The organism is Micromonospora sp. WMMD737 (assembly GCF_049179055.1).
Classification (GTDB): domain Bacteria; phylum Actinomycetota; class Actinomycetes; order Mycobacteriales; family Micromonosporaceae; genus Micromonospora; species Micromonospora reichwaldensis.
On record NZ_JBMHMH010000001.1, the window covers coordinates 3,675,541 to 3,692,788 of the forward strand.

The 17,248-nt window shown below is 71.3% G+C and carries 19 protein-coding genes; 4 read left to right on the forward strand and 15 right to left on the reverse strand.

Annotated elements, in window-relative coordinates:
* The first annotated feature begins 4 nt into the window (after positions 1-4).
* Positions 5-1,189: an MFS transporter gene (locus ACN27A_RS15770; RefSeq protein WP_421454069.1), complete on the forward strand. Its 1,185-nt coding sequence runs from the start codon at positions 5-7 to the stop codon at positions 1,187-1,189.
* A gap of 15 nt (positions 1,190-1,204) precedes the next feature.
* Here ACN27A_RS15770 and ACN27A_RS15775 read toward each other — a convergent pair whose 3' ends face one another.
* Both ACN27A_RS15775 and murA read right to left on the reverse strand, forming a co-directional pair.
* The gene (locus tag ACN27A_RS15775) at positions 1,205-2,053 is read right to left on the reverse strand and encodes a 3-hydroxyacyl-CoA dehydrogenase family protein (protein ID WP_421454072.1); all 849 of its coding nucleotides are present in this window, start codon (positions 2,051-2,053) and stop codon (positions 1,205-1,207) included.
* A 102-nt stretch (positions 2,054-2,155) separates the two neighbouring features.
* Positions 2,156-3,595, reverse strand: a complete 1,440-nt coding sequence (gene murA / locus ACN27A_RS15780) for a UDP-N-acetylglucosamine 1-carboxyvinyltransferase (protein ID WP_421454074.1) — start codon at positions 3,593-3,595, stop codon at positions 2,156-2,158.
* On the opposite strand from murA, the gene ACN27A_RS15785 reads away from it, so the two are divergent.
* Both ACN27A_RS15785 and ACN27A_RS15790 read left to right on the forward strand, forming a co-directional pair.
* On the forward strand, positions 3,594-4,166 hold the full coding sequence (locus tag ACN27A_RS15785; RefSeq protein ID WP_132231212.1) for a cob(I)yrinic acid a,c-diamide adenosyltransferase: 573 nt from the start codon (positions 3,594-3,596) through the stop codon (positions 4,164-4,166). The two genes, murA and ACN27A_RS15785, sit on opposite strands and share 2 nt — an antisense overlap.
* Positions 4,142-4,594, forward strand: coding sequence for a VOC family protein (locus tag ACN27A_RS15790; RefSeq protein ID WP_421454077.1), 453 nt, complete (start codon positions 4,142-4,144; stop codon positions 4,592-4,594). The genes ACN27A_RS15785 and ACN27A_RS15790 overlap by 25 nt, the downstream gene beginning before the upstream one ends.
* A gap of 166 nt (positions 4,595-4,760) precedes the next feature.
* On the opposite strand, the gene ACN27A_RS15795 is transcribed toward ACN27A_RS15790, so the two are convergent.
* The 13 genes from ACN27A_RS15795 to glyA form a co-directional block, all read right to left on the reverse strand.
* Entirely contained in the window at positions 4,761-5,216 is a 456-nt protein-coding gene (locus ACN27A_RS15795; protein WP_421454080.1) for a DUF2550 domain-containing protein, read from the reverse strand.
* Between the two features lie 12 nt (positions 5,217-5,228).
* Complete coding sequence (locus ACN27A_RS15800; protein WP_132231208.1) at positions 5,229-5,513, reverse strand: F0F1 ATP synthase subunit epsilon; 285 nt, start codon at positions 5,511-5,513, stop codon at positions 5,229-5,231.
* Between the two features lie 89 nt (positions 5,514-5,602).
* Positions 5,603-6,745 (reverse strand): LCP family protein, encoded by a 1,143-nt coding sequence (locus tag ACN27A_RS15805; RefSeq protein ID WP_421454083.1) that lies wholly within the window; start codon positions 6,743-6,745, stop codon positions 5,603-5,605.
* A gap of 212 nt (positions 6,746-6,957) precedes the next feature.
* Positions 6,958-8,394 (reverse strand): F0F1 ATP synthase subunit beta, encoded by a 1,437-nt coding sequence (atpD, locus tag ACN27A_RS15810; RefSeq protein ID WP_421454085.1) that lies wholly within the window; start codon positions 8,392-8,394, stop codon positions 6,958-6,960.
* Positions 8,394-9,323, reverse strand: a complete 930-nt coding sequence (locus tag ACN27A_RS15815) for a F0F1 ATP synthase subunit gamma (protein ID WP_151452879.1) — start codon at positions 9,321-9,323, stop codon at positions 8,394-8,396. Before ACN27A_RS15815 ends, atpD begins: the two co-directional genes overlap by 1 nt.
* Before the next feature lie 10 nt (positions 9,324-9,333).
* Positions 9,334-10,989, reverse strand: coding sequence for a F0F1 ATP synthase subunit alpha (gene atpA, locus ACN27A_RS15820; protein ID WP_357577210.1), 1,656 nt, complete (start codon positions 10,987-10,989; stop codon positions 9,334-9,336).
* Positions 10,990-11,081: 92 nt separating this feature from the next.
* Positions 11,082-11,903 (reverse strand): F0F1 ATP synthase subunit delta, encoded by an 822-nt coding sequence (locus ACN27A_RS15825; protein WP_151452881.1) that lies wholly within the window; start codon positions 11,901-11,903, stop codon positions 11,082-11,084.
* Entirely contained in the window at positions 11,903-12,433 is a 531-nt protein-coding gene (locus ACN27A_RS15830) for a F0F1 ATP synthase subunit B (RefSeq protein ID WP_088998661.1), read from the reverse strand. The genes ACN27A_RS15825 and ACN27A_RS15830 overlap by 1 nt, the downstream gene beginning before the upstream one ends.
* Positions 12,434-12,464: 31 nt before the next feature.
* A complete protein-coding gene (gene atpE, locus ACN27A_RS15835; RefSeq protein WP_088998660.1) occupies positions 12,465-12,692 on the reverse strand; it encodes an ATP synthase F0 subunit C in 228 nt (75 codons plus the stop codon).
* A 93-nt stretch (positions 12,693-12,785) separates the two neighbouring features.
* Positions 12,786-13,607, reverse strand: a complete 822-nt coding sequence (gene atpB / locus ACN27A_RS15840; RefSeq protein WP_392999009.1) for a F0F1 ATP synthase subunit A — start codon at positions 13,605-13,607, stop codon at positions 12,786-12,788.
* A complete protein-coding gene (locus ACN27A_RS15845; RefSeq protein WP_132231195.1) occupies positions 13,608-13,829 on the reverse strand; it encodes a hypothetical protein in 222 nt (73 codons plus the stop codon). It lies immediately after the preceding gene.
* Between the two features lie 164 nt (positions 13,830-13,993).
* Entirely contained in the window at positions 13,994-14,425 is a 432-nt protein-coding gene (locus ACN27A_RS15850; protein WP_421454090.1) for a hypothetical protein, read from the reverse strand.
* Positions 14,422-15,708, reverse strand: coding sequence for a serine hydroxymethyltransferase (gene glyA, locus ACN27A_RS15855; protein WP_421454092.1), 1,287 nt, complete (start codon positions 15,706-15,708; stop codon positions 14,422-14,424). Before glyA ends, ACN27A_RS15850 begins: the two co-directional genes overlap by 4 nt.
* Positions 15,709-15,743: 35 nt before the next feature.
* Between glyA and ACN27A_RS15860 the strand changes: the two genes are divergently transcribed.
* Positions 15,744-17,237: an SDR family oxidoreductase gene (locus ACN27A_RS15860; protein ID WP_421454095.1), complete on the forward strand. Its 1,494-nt coding sequence runs from the start codon at positions 15,744-15,746 to the stop codon at positions 17,235-17,237.
* Positions 17,238-17,248 lie beyond the last annotated feature (11 nt).

A 17,248-nucleotide genomic window follows, 5' to 3' on the forward strand; every position in this document is an offset into this window, starting at 1 on the left:
GCCCGTGAGAACGTACGCAGATCTGTTCGCGGTCCGGGAGTTCCGCAACCTGTTCCTGGCGAACTGCGCGGGAATCGCGGCGCACACGACGTCGGCGCTGGCGCTGGGCTCGCTGACCTACGCGTCGACCGGCTCGGCGCTGCTCACCGCGCTGAGCATGTTCGGCGCGCCGCTCGCCGGCGTGCTCGGCAGCCTGACGTTGCTGTCGGCCGCGGACAGCCTGCCGCCCCGCCGGGCGCTGACCTTCGCCGCCGTGCTGGTCGCCGTCGGAGCGGCACTCCAGGCGGTGCCCGGCCTGCCCCTGTGGGCCCGGTTCGCGATCATCTTCACCGGCGCGTACGTCGGGTCGATCACGGGCGGGGCCCGGTGGGCGCTGCTCACCGACATCCTGCCGACCGGCGCCTACGTGCTGGGCAGGTCCACCATGAACACGAGCGTCGGGGCGATGCAGATCGCCGGCTTCGGGCTGGGCGGCGTCCTGTTGTTCTGGCTGGACCCGTACGAGGTGTTCCTGCTCGCGGCGGTGCTGCGGGCGGTGGCGGCGGCAGTCGGGTGGTTCGGGATCTCGGAGCGCCCGGCCCGGACCACCGCCCGGACGACGGTCGGGCGCACGCTGCGGGTGAACCGGGAACTGTGGGCGGATCCCGGCCGCCGCTCGCTCCTGCTCAACCTGTGGGTGCCGAACGGCCTGGTCGTAGGCTGCGAGAGCCTGTTCGTGCCGTACGCCGAGGACCGGGCCGGCTTCCTTTTCGCCGCCGCGGCCCTCGGGATGCTGGCGGGCGACGTCCTGGTGGGACGGTTCCTGCCCGCGGGCCGGCGGGACCGGCTGGTCCCCGTCCTGCGGCTGCTGCTCGCCCTGCCCTACCTGGCCTTCGCGCTGTCGCCGGCGCTGCCGCTGGCCATGCTGGTCGCGGCCGTCGCCTCGGTGGGCTTCGCCGCCGGGCTGCCGTTGCAGGAGCGGCTGATCGTGCACTCGCCCGCCGAGATCCGGGGCCAGGTGCTGGGCCTGCACCACAACGGGATGATGGCCGCACAGGCGCTGTGTGCCGTGCTCGCCGGCACGGTCGCGGACCTGGTCCCGGCGGGCTGGGCCGTCGCGCTGCTCGCCACGGCGTCACTGGCGGCCACGCTGATGCTCACCGCCGGGCTGCGGCGGACCGCCCCCGCGCCGGTGGAGGCGGTCCGCTGAGCGGCCGGCTGCCGGTCAGTACGTGTAGAAGCCCTTGCCGCTCTTGCGCCCGAGGTCGCCGGCGGTGACCATGCGCTGGAGCAGCTCCGGCGGGAAGAACTTCTCGTCCGCCGTGTCGGTGTAGATGTTCTTCGAGGCGTGCAGCAGCACGTCCACGCCGGTCAGGTCCGTGGTGGCCAGCGGCCCCATGGCGTGGCCGAAGCCGAGGCGGCAGGCGGTGTCCAGGTCCTCGGCCGACACCACGCCCGACTCGACGAGCTTGACCGCCTCGACGACCAGGGCCGCGATCAGCCGGGTGGTGACGAAGCCCGCGATGTCCCGGTTGACCACCACGACCGTCTTGCCGATCTCCTCGGCGAACGACTTCACCGTGGCCAGGGTCTCGTCGCTGGTCTTGTAGCCGCGCACCAGCTCACAGAGCTTCATCATCGGCACCGGCGAGAAGAAGTGGGTGCCGACGACCGCCTCCGGGCGCTCGGTCACCGCGGCGATCTGCGTCACCGGGATGGCCGAGGTGTTGGTCGCGAGCACCGCGTCGGCCTTACAGATCTTGTCCAGCGCGCGGAACACCTCGTGCTTGATCTCCAGCCGCTCGAAGACCGCCTCGACCACGATGTCCGCGTCGGCCGCCGCCTCCAGGTCGGTGGTGGGGGTGATCCGGCCCAGCGCCGCCTCGACCTCGGACGCCTCGATCCTGCCCTTCTCGGCGAACTTGGTCAGCGACTTCCGGATGCCGTCCATGCCCCGCCCGGTGGCCGCGTCGTCCAGGTCCCGCAGCGTCACCTGCCAGCCCGCCTGCGCCGCCACCTGGGCGATGCCCGAGCCCATCAGCCCGGCCCCGACGACCGCGAGTCGACCCGCCATCTGCTTCTCCCTCGCCTGATTGAGTGTCTGCCAGCACCCTAGTCGGCGAGCCTGAACGGATGCTAAGGCGGCTGGGCGAGGTGTCGCTCGGGCGCGGCAGGCTCAGATGCTCAGGTCCGGTTCCTCCGGTGCGGTGCCCCGCTCCACCTCGATCCCGAGCGCGCGCAGGTCGGCCACGAAGTCCGGGTAGCCCCGGTCCACGTGGTGCACGTGGGAGACCTCGGTGACCCCCTCGGCGCAGAGCCCGGCGATGATCAACCCGGCGCCCGCCCGGATGTCGGTGGCGCGCACGGGCGCGCCGGAGAGCCGGTCCCGGCCCCGGACCACCGCGTGGTGGCCGTCGGTCTTGATGTCCGCGCCGAGCCGCATCATCTCGTTGGCGAACATGAACCGGCCGTCGAAGATGTTCTCGGTGATCAGGGAGGCCCCGTCGCTGACCGCCGCCAGCCCGATCGCCATCGGCAGCAGGTCGGTGGCGAAGCCCGGGTACGGCAGCGTCACGACGTCCACCGCCTTCGGCCGGTCGTCCATCCGGATCCGGAACGCGTCGCCCCGGGTCTCCACCAGGCCCCCGGCGGAGACCAGCTTGTCGAGCGCCACCTCCAGGAACGCCGGCTCCACGCCGGTCACGGTGACGTCCCCCCGGGTCATCGCCGCGCCGAACGCCCAGGTACCGGCGACGATCCGGTCCCCCACCGTCGCGTGCCGCACCGGCCGCAGCCCCGGCACCCCCTCGATGTGCAGGGTGGAGGTGCCGGCGCCGGAGATCCGGGCGCCCATCTGGTTCAGCATCGTGCAGATGTCGACGATCTCCGGCTCCCGGGCGGCGTTGTCGATGACGCTCGGCCCCCGGGCCAGCACCGCCGCCATGACCAGGTTCTCGGTCGCCCCGACGCTGGGGAAGTCGAGCACGATCTCCGCGCCGTGCAGCCCGTGCGGCGCCGACGCGATCACGAAGCCGTGCTCCCCCGAGATCTCGGCGCCCATCCGGGTCAGCCCGGAGACGTGCATGTCCAGGCCCCGCGAGCCGATGGCGTCGCCGCCCGGGTGGGCCACCCGCACGTGTCCCCGGCGGGCCAGCAGCGGGCCCAGCACGCAGATCGAGGCGCGCAGCCGGCGTACGAGGTCGTAGTCCGCCTCCGCGCCGGGCTGCTCGGGCACGTCGATGACGACCGACCGGGACCGGGCCACCCCGCCGTACGCGACCATCGGGTCGACGGGGTCGTCGGCGTCGAACCGGACGCCGCAGCCGAGCCGGCGGAGCACCTCGCCCATGATCGCGATGTCGGTGATGCGCGGCACGTTGGTGATGACGCTGCGGCCCGGCGCGAGCAGCGCGGCGGCCATCAGCTTCAGCGCCGAGTTCTTGGCTCCCACGACGTGCACCGAGCCGGCCAGGCGCGCGTCGCCACGCACCCGGATGACGTCGAGGTCGTGGACCGCCGGGTCACCGGCGTCGCCGGGGCCCCCGGCCGCTCGGACGGCGGTGCCGCCCGGCCGCTCCGGGATCGTCAGGTCCGGTATCCGTAGGCTGTGCGTCATGGCCGTCCACCTCACGCGCATCTACACCAAGGCCGGCGATGCCGGCATGACCAGGCTGAGCAACAACGAGCAGGTGCCGAAGACCGATCCGCGCATCTCCGCGTACGCGGACGTCGACGAGTGCAACGCCGCGATCGGCGTGGCGCTCGCCCTGGGACAGCTCGACGAGGAGCTGCGGGCCGTCCTGGCGTCGATCCAGAACGACATGTTCGACGTGGGCGCCGACCTGGCCACCCCGGTCGAACCCGACCCGAAGTACCCGCCGCTGCGGGTCACCGAGGCGTACGTCGAGCGCCTGGAGGGCTGGTGCGACGAGTACAACGCACGCCTGAGCAAGCTCGACTCCTTCATCCTCCCCGGCGGCACCGCGGGTGCGGCGCTGCTGCACGTGGCGCGGACGGTCGCCCGACGCGCCGAGCGGGCGGCGTGGGCCCTGGTCGCGCACGACCCCGAGCGGACCAGCTCGCTCCCGGCAAAGTATCTCAACCGGCTATCGGATCTGCTCTTTATCCTGTCAAGAACGGCAAATCCGGACGGAGATGTGCTATGGGTGCCGGGCGGCAACCGCTGACCACGCGTCCCTCGTGCCCGTCGGAGAACCCGGTGGGCACGCTGCATCACGTCGAGGTCTGGGTGCCCGATCTGAACGCCGCCACACTCTGCTGGGGCTGGCTGCTCGTCGAGCTGGGCTGGAAGCCGTTCCAGGAGTGGCCGGACGGCCGCTCCTGGCGGCTCGGCCCGACGTACCTGGTGCTGGAGCAGTCGCAGGCGCTGCGCGGGCGGCGGCACGACCGGCTGGCCCCCGGCCTGAACCACCTGGCCTTCCACGCCGGCCCGCCCGCCGCCGTGGACCGGCTGGTCGAGGCCGCGCCGGCGTACGGCTGGTCATTGCTCTTCCCCGACCGCCATCCGCACGCCGGCGGTCCCGACACGTACGCCGCCTATCTCACCGATAACCAGGGGTACGAAATCGAACTGGTCGCGTCGCCACCCGGGTAGTCCCGCGGGCACCTGACGAAACCGGTAACGGTGCAGGGTGTAAGAGTGCGCCGGACCGCGGACCGTGTGACGGCAGGGGTTTCCGCCGGAGCCCGCCCGCGGAGGGATCAAGCCTGACCGCCCGGAGCGGGTGGGCTCCGGCGGAAACCCCCCACCGCACACCTGATCAGGCGGCGGGCCAGTCCTGGGAGGCCAGACGCGGCGAGACCGCCCCCGGAGGGGCGGCCTCGAGCCAGGAGAGGAATCCGGTGACCGTGGACCGGGCCATGGCGATCTCCACCGGGGCGTGGTCACTCGTACAGCGGAGGATGACCCAGTCGGCGGGCATCGAGAGGCGCTCCTGCCCCTCGGGCAGCCGCCGTCGCTCGACGGCGAGCCCCTCGCGGGAGAGCACCCGGGCGGGCCGGATGGCGAAGCTGAACAGCCGGTACCAGCGGAGTTCGTCGCCGACGAAGCGGCCGAAGCCGGGAGACCAGCCTCGGCCGTCGAGCATCGTGGAGGTCCGGACGCCGAGCCGGATGATGCCACCGCTACGGGTGACGACGGCCCGCCGGGCGAAGAGGATCAGCAGTGCGCCGAGGATGACGGCGACGCCGATTCCGATCCCCTCGACGATCTCCATCGACGCTTCGGCTCAGCGGCTCTGCGCGGCGGAGACCGGGGTGGCGCTCTCGGCCAGGACGGTGACGCCCTCGGCGGTCACCGACAGGAAGCCGCCGGCCACCTCGTAGGAGACCTGCTCGCCGCCGGGAAGCTTGATGCGCACCTCGCCGGGCTCGGCAAGCTGGCCGAGCAGGGGCGCGTGCCCCGCCAGCACACCCAGCTCGCCCTCGGTCGTGCGGGCGACGACCATCTCGGCCTCGCCGGACCAGACCTTCTCCTCGACGGCTACGAGCTCGACGTGAAGCTGCTTTGCCACGCTGTCTCCTTGCTGCGGCGGCGGATTGTCGAAAGTCTAGTCGTGCCGCCGACCCGCCCCCAACGCGGGTGGCGAGACCTGCGCCACGGCTACTTCGCCTTGTTCTGGAAGTCGGGATGCTCCACCAGGAACGCGTCGAGCTGCCCGTTGCGCAGCGCGGCGAAGAAGTCGTCCACGGCGGGCTGGAACTTCTCGCCCCGGTATTCGCCGTCCTGGATGACCGAGCCACCCGGCAGCTTGATCATCTGGATCGTCTCCGGGCGGATGTCCTTGAGCGCCAGGCCGAAGTCGACCACGCCGTGGCCCCGGCCACTGAAGATCAGCGACTGCCCGGCCGCGCGCAGCACCCGGTCCAGCTTGACCGGGTTGGTGACCACGTCGGCGCTGAGCGCCTGACCGGCCATGGCCTTGACGAACTGCTGCTGGTGCCGCTGCCGCCCGTAGTCGCCGTCCGGGACGCCGTTCTTCGGGTAGCGCTGGCGGACGTAGTCGAGCGCCTGCCAGCCGTTGAGGTGCTGGTTGCCCTTCTTGTAGACCGCCTGCGGACCGACGTAGCCCTCGCCGTTGGGGTTGGCCTTGCGGTGCTTGCCGTCCGGCTCGCGGTGCTCGGAGCGCACCTCGCGCTCGATGTACATGTCGACACCGCCCATCGCGTCGACGATCTTCTTGAATCCGTTGAAGTTGATGATCGCGCCCGCGTCGAAGCGCGTGATGCCGGTGACGTTCTGCACCGTCGTCGCCAGCAGCTCGAAGCCGCGGGCCGCGTCCGGGTTGCCGCCGGGCACCCGGCTGCCGTACGACATCGCCGCGTTGAGCCGGTCGGTGCCGCCGTTGAACTCCGCCCGGCTGAACTCGGGGATCTCCACGATGAGGTCACGCGGCATGGAGAAGAGGTAGGCCCGGTCCAGCTCCGCCGGCACGTGCAGCACCATGACCGAGTCGGCCAGCGGCGGCATCTCCGGGTTGCGCGGGTCGATGCCCACCAGCAGGATGTTGAGCGGCCCCTTGATGTCGCTCTTGCGCTCCTTCGCCCCGGCGGCCTGGTCGCCGAAGAGGTCGGCCTTGCCGACGGCCCCCTCGTAACGGGCCATCAGCGCCTCGGCACCGACCAGCACGGCCCCGCTGAGCAGCATCAGGACGGCACCGAACACGGTGCAGACCCGGGCCCAGCGCGGCACCCCCGACCACCTGGACGGCTTGCCGCCGCCCTTGTCGGCCTTACCCACGATCATCTCCGTTCGTCACGCCCACGATCAGGAGACGGGCGCATGCGGCCGATTCGTTGCGGATCGACGCCCACGTGGTGGGTGGGCGGATCGACGGTACCTCGCGTACGGCATGATCGCCGACCACGCGGAACCGGCCAGCGGCGATCATCGGACCCGGAAACGGACGGAAGGCCGCCCCGGCGTTGCCGGGGCGGCCTTCCGTCAGGACCGACAGGTCAGCTCTTCATGAGCTCGGCTGCCTTGCGCTCCAGGTCCTCGAGACCGCCGCACATGAAGAAGGCCTGCTCGGGGAAGTGGTCGTACTCGCCCTCGCTGATCTTCCGGAAGGCCTCGATGGTCTCCTGGATCGGAACCGTCGAGCCCGGCACGCCGGTGAACTGCTCCGCCGCGTAGGTGTTCTGCGACAGGAAGCGCTCGATGCGCCGCGCGCGCTGCACGGTGATCTTGTCTTCCTCGGAGAGCTCCTCGATACCGAGGATGGCGATGATGTCCTGCAGGTCCTTGTACTTCTGCAGGATCCGCTTCACCTCGGTGGCGACCGCGAAGTGGTCGGCGCCGACGAACTCCGGGGCGAGGATCCGGGACGAGGACGCCAGCGGGTCCACGGCCGGGTAGATGCCCTTGTCGGAGATCGACCGCTCCAGGTTGGTGGTCGCGTCGAGGTGGGCGAACGTGGTGGCCGGGGCGGGGTCGGTGTAGTCGTCCGCCGGCACGTAGATCGCCTGCATCGAGGTGATGGCCTGGCCCCGGACGGAGGTGATCCGCTCCTGGAGTTCGCCCATCTCGTCGGCCAGGGTCGGCTGGTAGCCCACCGCGCTCGGCATGCGGCCGAGCAGGGTGGAGACCTCGGAGCCGGCCTGGGTGAAGCGGAAGATGTTGTCGATGAAGAGCAGCACCTCCTGCTTCTTGACGTCGCGGAAGTACTCCGCCATCGTCAGCGCCGACAGGGCGACCCGCAGCCGGGTGCCCGGCGGCTCGTCCATCTGGCCGTAGACCAGCGCGGTCTTGTCGATGACGCCGGACTCGGTCATCTCGGCGATGAGGTCGTTGCCCTCACGGGTGCGCTCACCCACGCCGGCGAAGACCGAGGTACCACCGAAGTTCCGGGCCACACGGGTGATCATCTCCTGGATGAGCACCGTCTTGCCGACGCCGGCACCGCCGAACAGGCCGATCTTGCCGCCCTTGACGTACGGGGCGAGCAGGTCGATGACCTTGATGCCGGTCTCCAGCATCTCGGTCTTCGGCTCCAGGTCCGCGAAGGCCGGGGCCTTGCGGTGGATGCCCCAGTGGTCGTCCGGCTGGAGCGTCTCGCCCTCGGTGAGGTTGAGGCACTCGCCGATCGCGTTGAACACGTGGCCCTTGACCGTGTCGCCCACCGGAACGGTGATCGGCGAGCCGGAGTCGCGCACCTCGGTGCCACGGACCAGGCCGTCGGTCGGCTGCATCGAGATGGCGCGGACCATGTTGTCACCCAGGTGCTGGGCGACCTCCAGGGTCAGCGTCTTCTCGCCGCCCGAGAGCGTCACGTCCACGTGCAGGGCGTTGAACAGGGCCGGCATGACGTCGCGCGGGAACTCGGCGTCGACGACCGGGCCGATGACCCGGACCACGCGACCCGTGGCCGTCTTGGTCTCTACTGGGGCAGTCATCACACTTCACTTCCCGACGCGGCCAGCGCGTTAGCGCCGCCGACGATCTCGCTGATCTCCTGGGTGATCCCGGCCTGGCGGGCCGAGTTCATCTCACGCGTGTACTTCTCGATCATCTCTTCGGCGTTGTCGGTGGCGCTCTTCATCGCCCGCCGACGGGCCGCCGACTCGCTCGCCGCCGACTCCAGCAACGCCGCGTAGATCCGCGTGTTGATGTACTTCGGCAGCAGCGCGTCGAGCAGCGCCTCCGCGTCCGGCTCGAACTCGTAGGCCGGCAGCGCGCCCTCGGACCGGGGGCGGTCCTCCACCTGCATGGGGCCCATGATCCGGGCGACCGGGGTCTGGGTCATCAGGGAGTGGAACTCGGTGTAGACGATGTGCAGCTCGTCGACGCCGAGCACCCCGTCCGCACCGGCGCCGCCGTCGACGTCGTCCGCGCCGGCGGTGAACGCCTTGATCAGCGTCTCGCCCACGGCGCGGGCGTCGGCGAAGGTCGGCTGCTCCGAGAACCCGGTCCAGTTGGCCTCGATCGGCCGGTCACGGAACCGGAAGAACCCGACACCCTTGCGCCCGATGACGTAGAGCACCGGCTCCTTGCCGTCGGCGCGCAGCCGGGCGATCAGCGACTCGGCCATCTTGATGGCGTTGGAGCTGTAGCCGCCGGCGAGGCCGCGGTCGGAGGTGACCAGCAGGACGCCCGCCCGCCGCACCCGCTCGCGCGGGGTGAGCAGCGGGTGGTCGATCCGCGCGTTGGACGCCAGCGCCGTGAGCACGCCGGTGACCGCCTGGGCGTACGGCAGGGACGCCGCCACCCGGGCCTGGGCCTTGGCGATGCGGCTCGTCGCCACGAGCTCCATCGCCTTGGTGATCTTCTTCATCCCCTTCGCCGAGCGGATCCGCTGACGAAGAACGCGAACCTGGGCCGCCATGAATCAGCCCTTACCGGTTCTCGGCCGGGCGGTCACCCGTGCCGTCGCGGTAGCGGCTCACCGTCTCGCGGTCCTGCTCGCCCTCGAGCGGCGCGGCCGGCGCGTCGTTGATCCGCCGCTCGTCCTCCTTGCCGAGGAAGACCTGCTTGAACTCGGTGATGGCGGAGTCCAGGGAGTTGATGATGTCGTCGTTCCACTGGTGGTCGGCGATGCTCGCCAGGACACCCTCGTGCTTGTGCCGGAGGTACTGGAGGAACTCCGACTCGAAGCGACGGATCTCGCCGACGGGGACGTCGTCCAGCTTGCCCTCGGTGCCGGCCCAGACCGAGACGACCTGCTCCTGCACCGGGTACGGCGAGTAGTTCGCCTGCTTGAGCAGCTCGACCAGGCGGGAACCGCGGTCCAGCTGGGCGCGGGAGGTCTTGTCCAGATCGGAGGCGAAGGCGGCGAACGCCTCCAGCTCGCGGAACTGGGCCAGGTTGAGCCGCAGCGAGCCGGCGACCTTCTTCATCGGCTTCACCTGCGCGGCGCCACCGACCCGGGAGACCGAGGTGCCGACGTTGATGGCCGGCCGGACGCCCTGGTTGAACAGGTCGGTCTCGAGGAAGATCTGGCCGTCGGTGATGGAGATGACGTTGGTCGGGATGAAGGCCGAGATGTCGTTGGCCTTCGTCTCGATGATCGGCAGGCCGGTCATCGAGCCGCCGCCCAGCTCGTCGGAGAGCTTCGCGCAGCGCTCCAGCAGGCGGGAGTGCAGGTAGAAGACGTCACCCGGGTACGCCTCGCGGCCCGGCGGGCGACGCAGCAGCAGGGACACGGCGCGGTACGCCTCGGCCTGCTTGCTCAGGTCGTCGAAGACGATCAGGACGTGCTTGCCGCCGTACATCCAGTGCTGCCCGATGGACGAGCCGGTGTAGGGGGCGAGGTACTTGAAGCCGGCCGGGTCGGAGGCCGGGGAGGCGACGATGGTGGTGTACTCCATCGCGCCCGCCTCCTCCAGGACGCCCTTGATCGAGGCGATCGTGGAGGCCTTCTGGCCGATGGCGACGTAGATGCAGCGGACCTGCTTCTTCGGGTCGCCGGAGCGCCAGTTGTCCCGCTGGTTGAGGATGGTGTCCAGCGCGACGGTGGTCTTGCCGGTCTTCCGGTCGCCGATGATCAGCTGACGCTGGCCACGGCCGATCGGGGTCATGGCGTCGACGGCCTTGAGGCCGGTCTGCAGCGGCTCGTCGACGGACTGCCGGGCCATCACGTTCGGGGCCTGGAGCTCCAGCTCGCGGAAGCCCTCGTTGGCGATGTCGCCGAGGCCGTCGATCGGCTGGCCGAGCGCGTTGACCACGCGGCCGAGGAAGGCGTCGCCGACCGGCACGGAGAGCACCCGGCCGGTGCGCTTGACGCGCTGCCCCTCTTCGAGCTTGGCGGAGTCACCGAGAACGACGACACCGATCTCCCGGACGTCGAGGTTCAGCGCCACACCCAGCGTGCCGTCCTCGAACTCCAGGAGCTCGTTGGTCATGGTCGAGGGGAGGCCCTCGACGTGGGCGATGCCGTCGCCGGTGTCGGCGACGGTGCCGACCTCCTCGCGGGAGAGTTCGGACGAGTAGGAGGAGACGTAGCGCTCCAGGGCGCCGCGGATCTCCTCCGTCGAGATGGTCAGCTCGGCCATCCTCTGCTTCCTTAAGTATCAGGGGCCCGGGATACCTAGTACCGACCGGTCCGAATGGCGTCTATTCACAGGCGCTGAGCGGTGCTGCCGCCTCAGCGCTTCGCGAGCGCGTTGCGGCTCTCGTTGAGGCGGCGCAGGACGGTGCCGTCGTACAGGTCGGAACCGACCCGCACGCTCACGCCACCGAGAACCGAGGGGTCCACCGTCTGCTTGACGGAGACCTCCCGACCGTATATCGCGGAGAGACTCGCGCCCAGCCGGCGCTCGTCCTCTTCACTCAACGGGGCCGCGGCGGTCACGTACGCCACCTGCCGGTCCCGCCGGTCGGCGGCCAGCTCGACCAGCCGGGTGAGCGCCCCGGCGAAGTTGCGTCCGCCGAACCCGGCGAGCGCGACCCCGACGAGGTAGCCGGTGACCGGCCGGGCCTTGCCGGCGAGCAGCTGGTCGACCAGCGTGGCCCGCCGCTCCGCCGGGACGGTCGGGTCGGAGAGCGCGCTGGACAGCCCCGGCGAACCGGCGACGACCTGCCCGAAGCGGAACAGCTCGTCCTCGACCTCGCCCAGCTCGCCCGCGGAGTCGGCGCCCGCCAGGAGAGCGTCGACGCCCAGCCGCTCGGCGGCGTCGAGCAGCTCCGAGGGCGCCGACCAGCGGCCGGAGACCAGCGAGGCGATCAGGTCCAGCGCCTCGGCGTCGACCTTGCCGCGCAGCAGCTCGCCGAGCAGCCCGGCACGGTCGGCACCGGTGCGGGCCGGGTCGGAGAGCGCCCGGCGCAGCCGCGGCTCGCGCCGCAGCAGGTTGGCGACGGAGAGGATGGCGTCGGCGGTGGTGGCCACCGCCGACGGCTCCGCACCGCGGACGTACGTGTCGAGGCGCTCGGCCGCGACCTTGTACGACTCCCGGCTGGCGGCCTGCATCAGCGGGCCCCCGCGCTCTCGAGGTTGCTCAGGAACCGGTCGACGGTGCCCTTGCGGCGCGCCTCGTCGGCGAGGGACTCGCCGACGATCTTGCTGGCCAGGTCGACCGCGATCGTGCCGACCTCGGTGCGCAGCTCGCGCACGATGGTGGCGCGCTCGGCGGCGAGCTGCTCCTTGCCCGCGGCGATGATCCGGTCGGACTCCTCCCGCGCCTTGGCGAGGATGTCCTGGCGGATGCCCTCGGCGTCGGCCCGGGCGTCGTCCCGGATCCGGGCCGCCTCGGTACGCACCTCGGCGAGCTGGGCCCGGTACTGCTCGAGCACCTGGTTCGCTTCGGCCTGGGCGGCCTCGGCCCGCTTGAGCCCACCCTCGATCGCGTCGACCCGCGCCTGGTACATCGCCTCCATGCGGGGCATGACGAACTTCAGCAGGACGAAGCAGAGCAGGGCGAAGGCGATGGTCCCGACGACCATCTCCTGCCAGATGGGCAGGATCGGGTTGTGCTCCACACCTTCTGCGGCGATGAACATGTCAGACCTCCGGGTCGGGAGAGAACTCTCGTCAGCCGCCGACGGCGAAGGCGAGCACCAGGCCGAAGAGCGCGAGCGCCTCGACGAGGGCGAAGCCCAGGATCAGCCAGGTGCGGTTGTAGCCGGCGGACTCCGGCTGGCGCGCGCTCGACTGGATGTAGGCCGCGAAGACCAGGGCGACACCGATACCGGGGCCGATGGCGGCGAGGCCGTAGCCGATGGTGTTGACGCTACCGCCGATCTCGGCAAGAACAGTCATTGCGGGTATTCCTCCTGTTCGACGCGTGAGGTCTCACGCGTACGCGGGTCGGTACCAGAAGCTTGGTCGGGCCGGGTGGCCCGCCGAGCCCGATCAGTGCTCGTCGGCGAGCGAACTTCCGATGTAGTTCGCGCTCAGCGTGACGAAGACGTAGGCCTGCAGGACGGCGACCAGCACCTCGAAGAAGGCCATCACGATCGCCATCAGGAAGGAGAAGACCGAGGTCACCTGGATGAACAGGCTGCTCGAGTTGAGCATCACGAAGCCGCCGATGGTGAAGACCAGCAGCAGCAGGTGGCCGGCGAACAGGTTCGCGAAGAGCCGCAGGGCCAGCGTGACGGGCCGGACGATGAACGTCTGCATGAACTCGATCGGGATCAGCAGGATGTGCATGGGCCACGGCACGTTCGGGATGATCAGGCTCATCTTGAGGTACTTGCCGAGACCGTGCTTGCGGGCGCCGATGTAGAGGTACATCACGTAGGAGATCGCGGCGAGCACGATGGGGAACGCGATGTGCGAGTTCGGCGAGATCTGCAACCCGGGCACGATGGCGAAGAGGTTGGTCAGCACGATGAAGCTGAACAGCACCGTGAAGTAGGGCGCGAAGCGGATGCCCGCGTTGCCCATCTGCTCGCGGGCGATGTTGTCCCGGACCAGGCCGTAGACCGACTCCGCGTACCACTGGGCCTTGCTGGGGACCAGCTTGGGCTTCCGGTAGGCGAGCATGAAGAAGATGATCAGCAACGCGACCGCGAGCCAGACCATGATCCCGAACTTGGTGACCCAGGGGCCAGCCACGTCCGGCGGGTAGAAATCTCCGACGCTGGGGGGCCAGGGAAGCCCCTCGGCGGCGACGAGCTGTCCACTCACCGTGTCATCCTCCGCACTCGACAGACCCGCGCGTGCTGGCACTCAAGCACTGAGCCTCTTCATGATCAGGTAAATCGCTCCGGCCGCGCCGAAGATCATGCCGAGGGCGACCCCGACGCCGGTTCGCAGATCGAGAAAACGCTCCGCCAACCACCCGAGGAAGCCCCACACCACGATGCCGGCGAGTAGGTAGCCCAGAACGGCACCTGCCGCGCCTTCCGACGAAGGGTCGTCGGACCTGCGGGGGTGTGGGTCTTCGGCCATGACGTGGCGAACAATATCAGCAGAGACGCGCGGGAGTGTGCGGCACCCCCCACACTGCGAACAGCGTGCGGGCCATGGTGCGGGCGCGAAAGTCGTTGGTCAGGTTACTCCCGTGCGGCCCGCCGCGGCAGCCCGAAATGCCGGACGCAGATCCGACAGAACGCTCACTCACCGCGTCGCTCGAATGTGGGCAGCGGCGTACGCAGGGCCCAGCCCAGGTGGGCGCCCGTCCAGACCACCACGGCCGCGATGATGGCCACCCCCATGTCCGGCAGGCCGGGCCAGCCGGTGGCCGCCACGGCGGCCATCGCCACGCCGAGCACCACGATCTTCGTGGCGTAGGTGACCAGCCCCACCGACATGATCATCCGGGGGTTGACGGCGTCGGCCCAGGCCACCGAGAGACCCGAAACCAGGTAGCTGACGACGACCAGCGCGATCCCGGCGGCCACGCCGGCCGCGCCGGTGCCGCCCCGCAGCACCGCCGCGACCGGGACCCCGACCAGCGCGAGCACCCCACAGGCCAACAGCGGCAGGCGAAGGTGCGGCAGCCGGGACCGGATGGCGCCCGGCTCGCCCGCGCGCGGCTCGCTCATCGGGGGTACGCCGGAAAGGCGGCGACCAGCTCGGCGACCTCGCCGGCGAGCCCGGCGAGGGTGTCGGCGCCCCCGGGGGCGGCCGGATCGGTGCGCACGGCGCGGGCGATCAGCGAGGCGACCTGCCGCATCTCCGGCTCGCGCATGCCCTGGGTGGTGACGCTCGGGGTGCCCACCCGCATGCCCGAGGCGACCATCGGCTTCTGCGGGTCGTACGGGATCGCGTTCTTGTTCAGGGTGATGCCGGCGGCGTCGCAGCGCGCCTCGGCGTCCGCTCCGGTGACCCCGACCTCGCGCAGGTCGACCAGGGCGAGGTGGGTGTCGGTGCCCCCGGAGACCGGGCGCATCCCCTCGTCGGCCAGCCCGGCGGCGAGCGCCCGCGCGTTCGCCACCACGCGCTCGGCGTAGGCCCGGAACTCGGGCTGGGCGGCCTCGCGCAGCGCGACCGCCTTGGCGGCGACGACGTGCATCAGCGGGCCGCCCTGGGTGAACGGGAAGACCGCCTTGTCGATGCGCTGGGCGAGCGACTCCCGGCACAGGATCATGCCGCCGCGCGGCCCCCGCAGCACCTTGTGCGTGGTGAGGCAGACGACGTCGGCGTGCGGCACCGGCGACGGGACGGCCTTCCCGGCGACCAGCCCGATGAAGTGCGCGGCGTCGACCATCAGGTACGCCCCGACCTCGTCGGCGATCTCGCGGAACCGCGCGAAGTCGATCAACCGCGGGTACGCCGTCGCGCCACAGATGATCATCTTGGGCCGGTGCGCGAGGGCCAGGTCGCGTACCTCGTCGTAGTCGATCAGCTCGGTGTCCCGCCGGACCGTGTAGCCGACCGTGTGGAACCACTTGCCGGAGAAGTTGACCCGGCTGCCGTGGGTGAGGTGGCCGCCGTGCGGCAGGTCCATGGCGAGCACCGTGTCCCCCGGCTGGACCAGCGCCGCGTACGCGGCCAGGTTGGCGCTCGCTCCCGAGTGCGGCTGGAGGTTGGCGTGCTCCGCGCCGAAGAGCTCCTTCGCCCGCGCGATGCCGATCTCCTCGGCCCGGTCGACCTCGGCGCAGCCGCCGTAGTAGCGCCGGCCCGGGTAGCCCTCGGCGTACTTGTTGGTCAGGGTCGAGCCGAGCGCGGCCAGCACCGCCGGCGAGGTGAGGTTCTCGCTGGCGATCAGTTGCAGGCCGCCCCGGAGCCGGTCCAGCTCGCCGAGCACCACCCCGGCGATCTCCGGGTCGGTCGCGCGGAGCTGGTCGAAGTCCGGCCCCCAGAAGGTGCTCGTCTCAGTAGCCACAGCGCCAGAGTCTATTGGGCCGCACACTGGAGACCGTGAGATGCCTGGTCACGGGAGCGACGGGTTACATCGGCGGGCGGCTGACGCCCCGGCTGCTGGCCGAGGGGCACACCGTGCGCTGCCTCGCCCGCAGGGCGGGGCGGCTGCGGGACGTGCCGTGGGCGGCGCAGACGGAGATCGTCGAGGGCGACCTGCGCAGGCCGGAGACGCTGCCCGCCGCGTTCGCGGGCGTGGACGTCGCCTACTACCTGGTGCACTCGCTCGGCCAGGCCGGCTTCGAGGCCGCCGACCGGGAGGCCGCCACCCGGTTCGCCGAGGCCGCGCGCGCCGCCGGCGTACGCCGGATCGTCTACCTGGGCGGTCCGGAGCCGGCGGCGGACCGGGAGGTCCCGTCGGCGCACCTGCGCTCCCGGGCCGAGGTGGGGCGGATCCTGCTCGACAGCGGCGTGCCGACGGCGGTGCTGCGGGCCGCGGTGATCATCGGGTCCGGGTCGGCCTCGTTCGAGATGCTGCGCTACCTGACCGAGCGGCTGCCCGCCATGGTGACCCCCCGCTGGGTCCGCAACCGGATCCAGCCGATCTCCGTCCGGGACGTGCTGCGCTACCTGGCCGGCTGCGCGCACCTGCCGCCGGAGGTCAACCGCGCCTTCGACATCGGCGGGCCGGACATCCTCACCTTCCAGGACATGATGCAGCGGTACGCGCGGGTGGCCGGGCTGCGCCGGCGGACCATCGTGCCGGTGCGACCGCTGACGCCGTCGCTCTCCTCGCACTGGGTCGGGCTCGTCACGCCGGTGCCGAACGCGATCGCCCGACCGCTGGTGGAGAGCCTGGTCCACGAGGCCGTCGCCCACGAGCACGACATCGCCGCGTACGTGCCCGACCCGCCGGAGGGGCTGACCGGCTTCGACCAGGCGGTCGCGGCGGCCCTGGCGAAGGTCCGCGACGGCGAGGTGGAGACCCGCTGGTCGACCGCGAGCGGCCCCGACGCCCCGGCCGAGCCGCTGCCCAGCGACCCGGAGTGGTCCGGCGGGACCGCCTACACCGACGTCCGCGAGCGGGCGGTGCACGCACCGCCGGAGGAGCTGTGGCGGGTCGTCGAGGGCGTCGGCGGGGAGCACGGCTGGTACTCGTTCCCGCTGGCCTGGTCGGTCCGCGGCTGGCTGGACCGGCTGATCGGCGGCGTGGGGCTGCGCCGGGGCCGGCGCGACCCGCACCGCCTCCAGGTCGGCGAGGCGCTGGACTTCTGGCGGGTGGAGGAGATCGTGCCCGGCGAGCTGCTGCGGCTGCGCGCCGAGATGCGGCTGCCGGGCCGGGCCTGGCTGGAGATGCGGGTGCTCCGGGCGGACGGCGCGGGCAGCCGCTACCAGCAGCGGGCGGTGTTCCTGCCGCGCGGGCTGCCCGGGCACGCGTACTGGGGGGCGGTGGCGCCCTTCCACGCGGTGGTCTTCGGCGGAATGGCCCGCAACATCGCCCGCCAGGCCGAGCAGGCGGCCCGCCGGCCCGTGGCCGCGTCCCCGCGCCGCTGAGCCGCCCGCGC

What these genes read in the sequence shown, in the direction of transcription:
- ACN27A_RS15775 (WP_421454072.1), bottom strand. Translation starts at nt 2,053, where the DNA reads ATGGCGGGTCGACTCGCGGTCGTCGGGGCCGGGCTGATGGGCTCGGGC.
- ACN27A_RS15785 (WP_132231212.1), top strand. Translation starts at nt 3,594, where the DNA reads ATGGCCGTCCACCTCACGCGCATCTACACCAAGGCCGGCGATGCCGGC.
- ACN27A_RS15845 (WP_132231195.1), bottom strand. Translation starts at nt 13,829, where the DNA reads ATGGCCGAAGACCCACACCCCCGCAGGTCCGACGACCCTTCGTCGGAA.
- atpE (WP_088998660.1), bottom strand. Translation starts at nt 12,692, where the DNA reads ATGACTGTTCTTGCCGAGATCGGCGGTAGCGTCAACACCATCGGCTAC.
- ACN27A_RS15850 (WP_421454090.1), bottom strand. Translation starts at nt 14,425, where the DNA reads ATGAGCGAGCCGCGCGCGGGCGAGCCGGGCGCCATCCGGTCCCGGCTG.
- ACN27A_RS15805 (WP_421454083.1), bottom strand. Translation starts at nt 6,745, where the DNA reads ATGATCGTGGGTAAGGCCGACAAGGGCGGCGGCAAGCCGTCCAGGTGG.
- ACN27A_RS15815 (WP_151452879.1), bottom strand. Translation starts at nt 9,323, where the DNA reads ATGGCGGCCCAGGTTCGCGTTCTTCGTCAGCGGATCCGCTCGGCGAAG.
- atpD (WP_421454085.1), bottom strand. Translation starts at nt 8,394, where the DNA reads ATGACTGCCCCAGTAGAGACCAAGACGGCCACGGGTCGCGTGGTCCGG.
- ACN27A_RS15795 (WP_421454080.1), bottom strand. Translation starts at nt 5,216, where the DNA reads ATGGAGATCGTCGAGGGGATCGGAATCGGCGTCGCCGTCATCCTCGGC.
- ACN27A_RS15825 (WP_151452881.1), bottom strand. Translation starts at nt 11,903, where the DNA reads ATGCAGGCCGCCAGCCGGGAGTCGTACAAGGTCGCGGCCGAGCGCCTC.
- murA (WP_421454074.1), bottom strand. Translation starts at nt 3,595, where the DNA reads ATGACGCACAGCCTACGGATACCGGACCTGACGATCCCGGAGCGGCCG.
- atpA (WP_357577210.1), bottom strand. Translation starts at nt 10,989, where the DNA reads ATGGCCGAGCTGACCATCTCGACGGAGGAGATCCGCGGCGCCCTGGAG.
- ACN27A_RS15790 (WP_421454077.1), top strand. Translation starts at nt 4,142, where the DNA reads ATGGGTGCCGGGCGGCAACCGCTGACCACGCGTCCCTCGTGCCCGTCG.
- ACN27A_RS15830 (WP_088998661.1), bottom strand. Translation starts at nt 12,433, where the DNA reads ATGTTCATCGCCGCAGAAGGTGTGGAGCACAACCCGATCCTGCCCATC.